At 71.0% G+C, this 12,440-nt stretch carries 9 protein-coding genes; 8 read left to right on the forward strand and 1 reads right to left on the reverse strand.

The window, feature by feature from the left end:
• Nucleotides 1-250 precede the first annotated feature (250 nt).
• A complete protein-coding gene (locus ACFV9M_RS26030; RefSeq protein ID WP_385073725.1) occupies nt 251-841 on the forward strand; it encodes a helix-turn-helix domain-containing protein in 591 nt (196 codons plus the stop codon).
• Nucleotides 842-853: 12 nt separating this feature from the next.
• On the opposite strand, the gene ACFV9M_RS26035 is transcribed toward ACFV9M_RS26030, so the two are convergent.
• Entirely contained in the window at nt 854-1,900 is a 1,047-nt protein-coding gene (locus ACFV9M_RS26035) for an SMP-30/gluconolactonase/LRE family protein (protein ID WP_385073673.1), read from the reverse strand.
• A 170-nt stretch (nt 1,901-2,070) separates the two neighbouring features.
• On the opposite strand from ACFV9M_RS26035, the gene ACFV9M_RS26040 reads away from it, so the two are divergent.
• The 7 genes from ACFV9M_RS26040 (at nt 2,071) to ACFV9M_RS26070 (ending at nt 12,381) form a co-directional block, all read left to right on the forward strand.
• Nucleotides 2,071-3,873, forward strand: coding sequence for a flavin-containing monooxygenase (locus ACFV9M_RS26040; RefSeq protein WP_385073675.1), 1,803 nt, complete (start codon nt 2,071-2,073; stop codon nt 3,871-3,873).
• 787 nt (nt 3,874-4,660) lie between these two features.
• Nucleotides 4,661-5,152, forward strand: a complete 492-nt coding sequence (locus ACFV9M_RS26045; protein WP_385073677.1) for a hypothetical protein — start codon at nt 4,661-4,663, stop codon at nt 5,150-5,152.
• Between the two features lie 73 nt (nt 5,153-5,225).
• Nucleotides 5,226-5,441 (forward strand): hypothetical protein, encoded by a 216-nt coding sequence (locus ACFV9M_RS26050; protein ID WP_385073679.1) that lies wholly within the window; start codon nt 5,226-5,228, stop codon nt 5,439-5,441.
• A 357-nt stretch (nt 5,442-5,798) separates the two neighbouring features.
• Entirely contained in the window at nt 5,799-6,458 is a 660-nt protein-coding gene (locus tag ACFV9M_RS26055; protein WP_385073680.1) for a formylglycine-generating enzyme family protein, read from the forward strand.
• 138 nt (nt 6,459-6,596) lie between these two features.
• Complete coding sequence (locus ACFV9M_RS26060) at nt 6,597-7,379, forward strand: TSUP family transporter (protein WP_385073682.1); 783 nt, start codon at nt 6,597-6,599, stop codon at nt 7,377-7,379.
• Nucleotides 7,380-7,612: 233 nt separating this feature from the next.
• A complete protein-coding gene (locus ACFV9M_RS26065) occupies nt 7,613-8,017 on the forward strand; it encodes a CU044_2847 family protein (RefSeq protein WP_385073685.1) in 405 nt (134 codons plus the stop codon).
• A 26-nt stretch (nt 8,018-8,043) separates the two neighbouring features.
• Entirely contained in the window at nt 8,044-12,381 is a 4,338-nt protein-coding gene (locus ACFV9M_RS26070; RefSeq protein WP_385073687.1) for a trypsin-like peptidase domain-containing protein, read from the forward strand.
• Nucleotides 12,382-12,440 lie beyond the last annotated feature (59 nt).

The following is a 12,440-nucleotide window of genomic DNA, read 5'->3' on the forward strand; positions in this document are numbered from 1 at the left end:
ACGAACGAGGCCGCGTCGGAAGCCAGGCAGAGAAATCGCGTCGGCCTGCTCGTCGGCCGAGCCGATCCGTCCGATGTCGGCGTCGACGAGCCCGCCGACGACCGCCGGACCGTGGGCCTCCCCCGCCGTCCATGAACGCCGACGACGCCGTAGTGGACCAGGCCGAAGATCGGGGCCCCGGGGTCCCGCGGGCCATCGATCACGCGACGGCGGGGGAATCAGGACAGGTGGCCGGTATTCTGTCGTGGTGATGCAGCACCTCGGCTCCGGTGAACGGCGGCCCCCCAACGCGGGACCGAAAGCCGCCGCCCGCAACCAGGCGGCTCTGATCGTCGCCGCGCGGGAGGTGTTCGCCGAACGAGGCATCGACGCTCCCCTGTCCGCGATCGCGCGCCGGGCCGGGGTCGGGCAAGGTGTTCTGTACCGGCATTTCCCCGACCGGGCCGCTGTCGCGGCCGCGGTCCTGGAGGAGAACGTGCGGCAGGTCGAGCAGGCGGCCGCGGACGAGGGCACCTCCTTCGCCGCGGTGCTCGGTGTCCTGTCCTGGCACCTGACCGAGTCCGCGGCTTTCATCAGTCTCCTGCGCGCCGCCGACGAGGCGGACGACCGCCCCGGCACCCGTGCGTACGCCCATGATCTGTCCCATCGGGTCGAACGCGCGCTGCGCACCCGCATGCCGGACGGTCATCGGCTTGCCGAGGCGAACCATCTGATGCTCGCTGTCGGCATGGTCTCCGGCGTCGCCGTCGGCCCGACCCGTGAGGAGCGGGAACGCCGGGTGCTGGCGGCCTGGCGTCTGCTCACCGTCGAGGTGGGCCCGGTACGGCCGTTCGACGACTGAGCCGAAACGGCGTCAGCCGCCGTTGGACTGCCGGATGCCTTCCGCGAGCGCGTCGAAGGTGTACAGGTAGCCGCCGGCGGGGCCGCTGACGGTCATGTACGCCTTGGTCCCGCCGGGTGTGATCGCCACGTTGGTCGCGGACTCCAGGCCCTCGGCGTCACGGGCCGGTACCTCGACGGTCGCCAGGCGCTCACCGTACTTGCTGTACACGACCATCGCGGGGCGGCCGTGCAGCGCCTGGTAGAGGTTGCCGTCCGAGTCGACGGCGATCGAGTCGGTCTGTGCGAGGCCCCCGTCGACGCGGACGGCGGTGTGCCGGACGGTGATTCCGCCCTGGCCCTGGAGGGGCAGGTAAGAGATCCGGTTCTCGGTGAGTTCACTGAACCACAGGCCCTGGAAGCCGGTGTCGAAGGCGATGCCGTTGGTCGCGGCCAGACCGTCGGCCAGGACGGTCGCCTCCTCGCCGTCGTGGTCGATCCGCACCACGCGGCCGTGTGCCTGCCCCTCCGACAGGCCGCGTGAGTCGCTGACGTACAGATCGCCGTCCTCGTCGAAGGCGAGGTCGTCGGGGTTCATCGGCGCCCCGTCGACGTTCCCGGAGAAGAAGACCCGCCGGTCGCCGCCGTCCGGAGCCAGACTGACGATCTCGCCGTGGGCGTAGTCGGTCAGGTAGAGGCGTCCGTCGTACGGACTGAACTGCGCCGACGTGTACGCACCCCGGTCGTCGGTGTGCAGGGTCCGCGTCTTCTTCTTGTCGAGATCGACGCGTATCACCTTCGGTGCGCCCGCGGGGGCGGTGACGTCGACGACGGTCAGACGACCCTCGTCGTCGAGGACCGGTCCCTCCAGCAGCGTGCTTCCGCTCTCCTCATGCGGCGTCGTCAGCCGCATGAGCTGCTGCGCGTGGACGGTCCGGCCCGTGGCCCCGGCGGCCGCCGCGACCGTGGCCCCGGCGGCTGCCGCGCCCTTGTCTTCGCCGGTCTGCGTGCCGCAAGCGGTCAGGGTCAGCATGCCGACCATGGTGAGAACGGCGCAGGAGTGGAGTGGAAGTCGTCGCATGGGGGCTCTTCCCGTCGTCTGTGGGGGTGCCGTCGTGCGGGAGCGAGAGACGGTCCCGCACCTCCAGCCTAACCGGACAGCCGTGTCCGGTTCTTGTTAGGGTAGTGACCGGCCGCCCGTGGTCGCGGGGGGCCGCACGGTGACACATCGATCGGATCGAGGTCCCCCACATGACCACTGCTCACGTGCCGTCCCCCCACGAACTCGCGGTACTGAAGGAGCGCTACCGCCAAGAGCGCGAGCGACGGGTACGGCCCGACGGCGCCGGCCAGTACCGGGCGACCGAGGCGGAGTTCGGTTACTACGCCGCCGATCCGTACGCCGGGGAGACGGCCGAACGCGAGCCGCTGCGCGACACGGTCGACGTCGCCGTCGTCGGCGGCGGGTTCGGCGGCATCCTCGCCGGGGCGCGGATGCGGCAGCGGGGGGTGGAGCGCGTCCGCGTCGTGGAGAAGGGCGGCGATTTCGGGGGCACCTGGTACTGGAACCGCTACCCGGGCATCCACTGCGACATCGAATCGCACGTGTACCTGCCGATGCTCGACGAGACCGGGTACGTGCCGGATTGGAAGTACGCGCCCGGCGAGGAGATCCGCCGCCACGCGGTGCGCGTCGCGGAGAGGTTCGGCCTGTACACGGACGCCCTGTTCTCCACCGCGGTCACGTCGTTGACCTGGGACGAGGCGTCCGAGACCTGGCTGGTGACGACGGATCGGGGCGATGAGTTCCGGGCGACGTACGTCGTGACGGCCACGGGCACCCTCTCCGAGCCGAAACTTCCCGGGATCCCCGGCATCGAGGATTTCCAGGGCCACACCTTCCACACCTCGCGGTGGGACTACGGCTACACCGGCGGCACCCCGGAGGGTGGCCTGACCGGCCTCACGGACAAACGTGTGGGCATCGTGGGCACCGGCGCGACCGGCGTCCAGGTCATCCCGATGCTGGCGCGGGACGCCGCACGCGTCTACGTCTTCCAGCGCACCCCGTCCAGTGTGGACGTGCGGGCCAACCGCCGGATGTCGGCGCAGGACGTCGGCGCGGACCGTCCCGGCTGGGCCCGTGAGCGCCGTGACAACTTCCTGCGCATCGTCTCGGGCGGGACGGCCGAGGAAGACCTCGTGGCGGACCGCTGGACCTCCTCCGCGGGTCTGCTGGAGAAGCTCCTGATCAGCTTTGACCGCCAGAGCGACCGCGCAGCCTTCGAGAGCGCGTACGAGGCCGCCGACGCGGTCAAGATGAACGAGCTGCGCGCCCGTGTCGAGCAGACGGTCATCGACCCGGAGACCGCCGAACGGCTCAAGCCCTGGTACCGCTACGCCTGCAAGCGGCCCACCTTCTCCGACCTCTACTACCAGACGTTCAACCGCGACAACGTCACCCTCGTCGACACCGCGGACACCCACGGCATCGAGCGCGTCACCGCCCGCGGCGTGGTCGTCGGCGACACCGAGTACGAGCTCGACTGCCTGATCTTCGCCACGGGCTTCTCCGTCGGTGCCTCCGGCGTCCACTCCGGCAAGCTGCCCGTCCAGGGCCGGGGCGGCGCCGGACTGCTGGATGCCTGGCGGCGGCAGGGCCCGCGCACCCTGCACGGTTTCACCAGCAACGGATTCCCCAATTTGATCCACATGGGCTCCCTGCAGAACGCCAGCAGCGTCAACTTCACCCACGTCCTGGACGAGCAGGCCGTCCACGCCGCCGCCCTCGTCGCCGCCGCCGAGGCCAAGGGCGCTCTGATCGAACCGTCCCGCGAGGCCGAGGACGCCTGGCTCGCCACCCTCGCCCAGGACGCTCCCGACCACGAGTGGTTCCACGCCGAGTGCACTCCCGGCTACTACAACGCCGAAGGACGCGGCCGGCCCAACGGAGCGAACGCGTACCCGCACGGCGCGTTCGCCTTCCACGCGCACCTGAAGCGGTGGCGTGAGGATGCGGTGGGGGAAGTCCTTCAGCCCAGGAGGCCTGCCTGAGGGCTCGCGGGGAGAACAAGGTGTCGCTTCCTGTCGTCCTTTCCGTCCGGCCCGCGCGTCAGTGCTCGGCCGGGCCGCCTCCGGCTCGGCGGCGAACGGGATCGTAGGCGCGCAGGAAACCGCACATGCCGAGCGTGGCGCTGTCCGGCCAGATGTTCCGGGGGGAAGGTCTGACGGCGTCGCCGGCTTCCGGCAGCCCGCTGCTCCCCGTTGTGGCCGCCCCGGCCATTCCGGTCGGAGCGGGCCGTGCCGGTCCCCGGGGTGTTCGGTCTCGCCGGGGGCGACTGCCACTGCGGTTGCGACTGCTGCTGCGGTTGCGGTTGCGCACCGGCGCGCGGCGCCGACAACCTCGACGTCGACCACCACCCGATCGCCGTAACCCCGCGCCCCAACCGGCAGAAGGCCGACAAGGACGTAGCAGCCGAACGGCTCCCCATCGAGCCGGCGGGCCGCCTGCTGTCCGGTCGGCCCTCCGCGGTCCACCCCGTACCCCTTCGCACGCAGATGAGACAGCCGCAACTCGATTACTCTCGGCAATGTGGCGCCGCTCTGAGTAACGGGTAGGGTGCTCGGCAGGTTCACCGGCACTCCTCGCCCACCCCGTCCGCGTCGCTCCGCACTCCCGAATCGGAGCGCGTTCCGCACGACGCCGACGCATCCGGAGTAGGTCGTCAATCGATGCGACAGACGCTCCTTCCGTATCGGCCGGTGGGCCGACAGGCGCGAAGGCACCGGTGACATCGAACACACGGCGGTCGAAGAGCCGCTGAGGAAAGGAAGCAGTTCCATGGCAGACATCAAGCAGATCAGGGCCACGGTGCATACGTCCAGCGAGGGCGGCTCCGAGACCTACAGCTGGGTCTACCTCGGCATCGCGGGCCGGGAGTTCGCGCTCACGACCGGGGACAACGGCGACTTCGAGAAGGGTGCGAAGACGTGTTTCGTCATGGGGGAGGAGAACACGGAGGACGCTGACATCAGGGTCGCCGCTGTTCAGAAGCCCGAGTACAACGACCCGCGCAAGCCGCAGCTGCTGGACGAGGACCTCGACCTCTACCCCGCCTACATCCGGATGGACACCTCCGGCTCCGTCTCCTACTGGTGCGTGGACAAGGCCGAAGTGCACATCAAGACCTCCGACGGCCGGACCCACCACTTCGGCGCCCCCCGTCTGCAGGGCACCGGCGAAAAGGGCCGCATCTGGCTTCACACCGAGTACGGCACCCGCCTGGGCCTGGTCCGCCTCGACCGCAACGGACGACGCCAGACCACCGCCTGAGTTCCGGCGGGCACCCTCGTGGCTGTCCGCCTCACCACCACCCCCACACAACTTCGCGTGCGAGGAGCAGAGCATGGCGAGCGGCACCGTGACCATCAACGGTCAGACCCACACCAACCCCAACGGCTGCTACAACATCGACGGCGGCCAGGCCGAAATCACCTACGACATACACGCCCCCCTTGCCGTCTATTCCGAAGCCGACGGCAAGGGCGACACCGTCTCCAGCGTCGGCGGCGGTAACGGAACAATCACCATAGCCCCCGCCGGTAGCGTCGTCATCGGCTGACCCGCCCGGCACGAACTCAGGCAAAACCCCTGCCTGCTGGGGCTTCATCCGGTCCTCGGCAGTTGTACGCCGTTGCGCGTTGAGGGGGCCTCTTGCAGGCGTCCAGCCACGAGGGCTCGAGCGGCTTCCGTGTAGCGGTTGGCGGTGAGTTCCGACAGTCCGGAGATCGACGCGAGGCGACGGGGATCACCGCCGCCCGCGAGTGCTTCTTCCAGCTGCCGGTCGATTCGTAGCTGCTCGAGGGAGGCCGCTCAGCCTACGCACTGGAAGTGGCACCAGCAGGTGCTGACGGTGCCCTGACCGTGACCGGTGACGCCGGTAGGGTGGCCTGTTGTGGACGCGGGGGCAGAAAACGAGATGGTTGCGGTCCCGCCGGGGCAGGTGACACTGTCGGACCGGCGGACGCGGAGCAGTTGGCCGGTCGAGGTCGCGCCGTTCCAGATGTCGGCGTTCCCGGTCACGCAGTCCTGGTACGCGCGAGTCACAGGCCGACGGCCGAGTAGCGCCCCAGGCGAGCGGCTGCCGGTCGAGGGTGTTTCGTGGTGGGACGCGGTCCAGTTCTGCAACGCCCTGTCCCGACGCGAGGGGCTGACACCGGCGTATCACCTGTGCGTCGACGCCGAGACGGCAGAATGGGACACCTTCGCAGACGGGTACCGGTTGCCGACCGAGGCCGAATGGGAGCACGCCTGCCGTGCGGGCACTACTGGCCCGCGGTACGGCCGGCTCGACGAGGTCGCCTGGTACCAGGCGAATTCCGATGGGCGGATCCACTCTGTCGGCGGCAAGCAGCCCAACGCATGGGGCCTGTACGACATGCTGGGCAACGTGTGGGACTGGTGCTGGGACGTCTACGACGCCGAGGTGTACGGGGCCTACCGGGTGCTCCGTGGTGGTGGATGGGCCGACGAGCACTGGAGCTGCCGGGCGTCGGTGCGGCGGCGCAGCCACCCGACCTTCCGGATCGACGACGTGGGATTCCGCATCGTGCGCTCCACACCACTGCCTCGGCCGTAAGCAGCCTCATTCCGCGCTCGCGTCAAGCAGCGGCTGGACAGAGCGGGGGCCAGTGCTCACGCGAACGGAAGGCACTTGATTCGGAAGCCGCCGCCAGCTCTGATGGCTGGGCGACGATCTTTCGGAGGGGGCCTTGCGGTGACATGGTCGACGGGGCTGCTCGGATTCACCGCCGGGCTGCTGATATCGGTCGCGACAGCTCCGGTCGGCGTCTCCGGGGCGATGTTCCTGCTGCCGGTGCAGCTCAGTGTCCTGGGGGTGCCGAGCCCGGCGGTGACACCGACGAACCTGCTGTTCAACGTCGTGGCCGGCCCTGGTCCGCTGCTGCGCTACCGCAAGGCAGGACGCCTGGGGGGACCGTTGACCCGTCTGCTCGTCGCGGGCACCGTGCCCGGAGTGGTCATCGGGGCGGTGATCCGCGTGTTCGCCGTCCCGGGTCCCCGGGTCTTCCGGCTCTTCATCGCGGCCCTCCTGCTGCCGCTCGGGCTGTGGTTGTGGCTGCGCACCCTGCGCCCACCCCACAGGCACCGTGCCGGGCAGCCCTCCCACCGCACCACGACCGCACTCGCCCTGGTCGTCGGCGTCGTCGGGGGGATCTACGGGATCGGGGGCGGCTCCCTGCTCGGGCCGATCCTCGTCGGGCGCGGCATGCCGGTCGCCACGGTGGCGCCCGCCGCCCTGGCCTCCACCTTCGTGACCTCCGTGGTGGGCGCGGCCACCTACGCCTCGCTCTCCTTGACGGCCACCGGCGACATCGCCCCTCACTGGCTGCTCGGCCTCACCTGCGGCCTGGGCGGCCTGGCCGGCGGGTACCTCGGAGCCCACCTCCAGCCCCGCCTCCCCGAGAAAGCCCTCCGGCTCCTCCTGGGCGCCGTCGCCGCCGGAATCGGCGCGCTCTACAGCATTCAGGCCCTGCCCTGACCGGGGGACGGCGATGCCCGCGCAGGTTCGACCTGCCGGTAGGCCGCTCCGCCCGACGTCATCCGGTGACTTCCCTCAAGGCGGGCGCGAGCGGGGCCAGGGCCGCGATGCCTTCGTCGACGTACTGCCAGATCGGGACGTTACGGCGGCGGTTCGAGACGGTTCGGCCCCCACATGCCGTTGAAATCGGTAGGGTACGGGGTCGGCGTGGCAGGTGTTGCAAAGGGGGGAGCATGGCATACCTGGTCGAGTTGCCCGTGTCCGGGGCCGGCGGTATCGGAACGGCTGGTGAGGGGGCCGGAAACGGTCCGTCGGACGCGACCGGCATCGTCAAGGTCCAGATCGACGAGACCGTGGACGGGCTGGTGCGGGTCGCGCGTCCCGGGCAGGTCGTGGCGCGGGCGACCCGGTCGCTGAACGACATGATCGCCGGGATTCGGCCGGTCGCGGAGAACTTCGTGGATGGATTCCGTGACATGGCACGGCAACCCGACGAGATCGGCGTCGAGTTCGGCCTGTCCCTGTCGGCTGAGGCGGACGTGGTGATCTCCCGTACGACCGGTCAGGCCAACTTCAAGGTCACCCTGACCTGGCGCAATCCGTCGTCCGGCGAACCGGCGGCGGACGCGGCGGGATGACGGTGCCCGGGTTACCGCCCGAGCGCGTGGTGAACCCGGGCCTGCAGTCCCTGGACGCGGCCGTCCTCCGTGTCCGCGACGGCCGCGGGCAGCCTGTCGGTGTCGCCTTCCTGGTCTCTGACACGCTCGCCCTGACCTGCGCGCACGTGGTCCATGCGGCCCTGGGCACGACGGGGGACGCAGCGCCTCCCGCTTCCGCCCGGATCCAGGTCGACCTTCCCCTCGTGCCCGCCCCGCGGCGCGACGGCGGCGCGCTGGTGACGACGGCCGGTGTCGAGCACTGGGTGCCGCCGCGGGCGCCCGACGGGAGGTCCTCGGTGCCCTCCGCGCGCGCCGAGTCCTCCTCCAGGCGCGACGGTGTCGTCGAGCCGGCCGATGTCGCCGTGCTTCGGCTGGAGGCGCCCCTTCCGGGAGCGGGACCGGTGCGGTTGGTGGAGGCCGACGAGGTGTGGGGGCACCCGGTGCGGGCGTTCGGGCTGCCCGCCGGTCGTCCCGGTGGGGTCTGGCACGCGGGTGTGCTGCGGGGGCGTCAGGCGGACGGCTGGGTGCAGGCCGATCTCGCCGGTGACGGCTATCCCGTGTCGTGGGGCTTCAGTGGCGGCCCGGTGTGGGACGACCGGCTGTCGGGCGTGGTCGGCATGGTGACGGTGGCCGAGTCCGGGCAGCCGCCCGTCAGTTACCTGATCCCCACGAGCGGTCTGCTGGCAGCCTGTCCCGCATTGCGTGCGGTCGCGCTGCCTCCGTCGCCGTTCCGGGGCCTCTCGGCGTTCGAGGAGACCGACGCGGCGCTCTTCCACGGTCGGCAGGCGGAGAGCGACGAGGTGGCGCGGGCGCTGGCCGCCGAGCGCCGTGTCACCGTCGTGGGGCCGTCGGGATCCGGCAAGTCGTCGCTGGCTCTGGCCGGAGTGGCGCCCCGGCTGCGCACGCAGGGTGCCCAGGTGGTGGTTCTGCGGCCGACGCCCCACAGCGCCCCGCTCACTGTCTTCGCGGCGGCACTGCTGCCGCTGCTGGAACCCGACCTGGCCGAGGCCGATCGGCCCGACCGGATCGCGGAACTCGCCGATGTGCTGCGCCGCCACGGCCCGGCGGACATGGTGGCCCGGCTGCTCCACCTGCGGCGCGGCAGCCGACTGCTCGTCGTGGTCGACCAGTTCGAGGAGATCCTCGGCCTCGACCCGGCCGCCGTGGACGAGTTCGCCGACCTCCTCACGGGCGACACGCTGCCCGACACCGTCCGCGTACTGATCACGCTGCGCGCCGACTTCCTGGAGCCGGTGCTGGCCCACCCTCGGCTGGGCCCGGAGATCGGCGGACACCTGCACGCGCTCGCCCCGCTGGATTCCGGGCGCCTGCGTGAGATCGTGACCGCCCCCGTCGACGCCGTACCCGGGGTGTCCTACGAGCCGCATCTCGCCGAGCGCATCATCGCCGACACCGGCCCGGGGCCGGGCGGGCTGCCGCCCCTGGGCCTCACCCTCGACCTGCTGTGGCAGCGGCAGGAGGGCGGCCTGCTGACCCACCGCGCGTACGAGGAACTCGGCGGTGTCAGCGGCGCCCTGGGCGAGCACGCCGACAGGGTATGGGACGTGTGCGTACCGCCGGAGGACGAGGAGACGGCCAGGCGGCTGTTGACCCGGCTCGTCCGAGTCCCGGCAGGTCGGTCCGCGCCCACCCGCCGGACGTTGCCGCGCACCGAACTGGGCGCCGAGGAGTGGCGCGTCGCACAACGGCTCGCGGGAACACGGCTGTTGGTGACCGGCCGGAACGCCGAGGGCACCGAGACCGTGGAACTCGCCCACGAGGCCCTGATCGCCGAGTGGGAGAAGCTGTCCGACTGGACCACCAGCGACCGCGCCTTCCTGGAGTGGCGCGCCGAACTGCAACAGGACATGGACCGCTGGGAGCAGGCCGAACGCGCCCCGCAGTTGCTGCCGACGCCCCTGCAACTCGCCCGGTCCGAACAGTGGCTGAACGAACGCGGTGACGAACTCACCGACGCCGAACGGCACTACCTGGACGCCGCCCGCACCCACCGCCGAGCGAGGGTCCGCGGGCGACGAGCACTGCTCTCGGCGATCAGTCTCGTCGTGCTGCTGGTCCTGGTGGCCCTGTCGTCGTTCCATGCCACGCGGGAGGAGAGCCGGGAACGTGCGGCGGAGGCCGCGTCCCGCGCGCTCGCGGTGGCCGCGGCGGACGACACGCGCACCGAACCGGCCCTCGGCGTGATGAAGGCGCTGGCCGCCTACCGGACCGCTCCGACCCAGGAAGCGCGCAGCGAACTCCTCAGGCAGTACCTGCGCTACCAGGGCTACGACCGGGTGCTGTCCGGCGTGCTGGGCACCGTCAGGGAGTTCAGGGCCAGTGCGGACGGCGACGTCGTACTCGCCGTCTCGCAGCTCGGCCGGGCCATCCTGTATGTCGGCGTCGCATCCGGGCGGGTGCGCAGCGCCCAGGTGCCCTCGACCGGGCAGGTCATGCACGGCGTGGTGGCCGCGGACGGCAAGCGCGTCGCCTATGTCCAGGTGGACGGCAAGGCGGTGTGGTTCGACGTGGACACCGATGCCGCGGGTCTGCTCGGGCCGATGCGCCGACTGCGCGAAGCGCCCGGCGTGGGTCTGGATCCTGACGTGGTTCCCGCGATGTCGGCGGACGGTCGCAGCCTCGCCTCGCTCGTCCGGAACCGTCTGGTGTGGTGGAACCTGGACAGCGGCACGCTCGCCGGTGACGCGCCCGCGCCCCAGGACATGACGAACGCGTTCGCGTTCGGCCCGGACGGACGGACGCTGCTGACGCTGGTCTACACAGCGTCGGGTACTTCGGCCCTGACGTCCGTCGACATGAGCACCGGCCATGCCACGCGACTCCTGTCCGGGGTGCAGGACATTCACCTGTCCGGCGACCGCCGCACCGCCGTCGTGTGCCGCGAGGAGAACGGGCAGTCCGTCATCAGCCGCCACCGGATCTCCGACGGCGCCGAGACCGGCCGCTCCTATCGCGAGCGGGACGAGGCGTACGTCACGGACATGTGCCCGCTGGACGCCGTCGACGAGACGGGGCGGCGCGTCGCGCTCAGATGGGGTGACGAACTGCGCGTCCTGGACCTGGACAGGGGGGAGGTGATCTCCAGAGCACCCTTGCTCGGGCGTGACTCCACGCAATTCCATTCCATCGGTCGCCTCTCCGAGTCGCACGGCAAGCTCTACTACATGGGTCGGAACGACTCGCTGATCGCTTTCGTGGACATGACCCCGGGCAGACGGCTGCTGAAAGCCGGCCAGCACCGGCTCACTCCCGACGGGAAGCGGTCGGTCATCGTCCATGAGGACGGCTCCCGGACCGAACTGCACCCGGCCGACCCCGAACGGAGCGGGCAGGTTCTCGCGCAGGCCGCGCGCGCGAAGCCGTACTGGGTGCCCGAGGCGACCGACCTGCCCGTCTTCGACGGCGCCGGTGCGCTCGTCGCCGACCGTGAGGCGCGGAACGTCGTGGTCGTCCGCGACGCGTCGACGCTGCGGAAGGTGACCACCGTGACCGCCGTCCGGCCCCCGGAGACCCGCCCCGACACCCGAGAGGTGCGGGATCTGGACATGAGCGGGGTGCTCAGCAACTACCACCAGGACTACGAGTTCCGCTACTTCTTCGACCACACCGGCCACCTGCTGACCGTCTCCGGCACCGTCGTCCAGCAGTGGGACCCGCGCACGGGCCGGCAGACCGCTCGCTTCGACGCCGGCGCACTGCGCCCCGACGACGAGCCGGACGCGATCATGACGATCACCCCGTACCCGGGCCGGAACAAGGTGTCCGTGCTCGTGCCGGGGCGACCAGGCATCCGCGTCGTCGACATCACGGACGGAAAGGTCACGGACCGTGTGCGCACCGAGGGCGATGTCCTTTCCGCGCAATTCTCCTCCGACGGCCGATACCTCGCGGTCCTGCGCCGCGACACGGGACTCGAGGTGTGGCGGCGCGGAGACCTCCCCCGCAGGGTGATCGGCCCGCTGAGCACCATGGGCGAGGCAGGAGCCGTCACCCGGTACCGCGCCGTCTTCCTCGACGACGGCCGCTACCTGGTCGCCGCCGACAACGCGGTACACACCTACCGGCTCGGCGAGCGGGGCTACGAAGACGCTTACGTGCTCGGCGAATCGGGCGGTGTGTCGCAGGAGTACTCGTTCCTGGACGTGTCCGGCGACGGGGGCACCGTGGTCCACTGGACGTTCGGGGAGCCGGGCAGTGCCCTGGCCCTCGACCCGGACCTGTGGAGACGGGAGCTGTGCCGCATCATCGGCCACCGCGCGTTCACGGCCGACGAACGCGACGACCTGCCGGCCGAGGCGAGGACACGGCGGCTGTGCCCGTAGCACCGGGGGCCGGGTGCTTCCGGCGAGCGTTGACGACGAGGGCCCGAGCGAAGGGGGAC

This window comes from Streptomyces sp. NPDC059895 (genome assembly GCF_042731035.1).
In the GTDB taxonomy this organism is placed as follows: Bacteria; Actinomycetota; Actinomycetes; order Streptomycetales; family Streptomycetaceae; genus Streptomyces.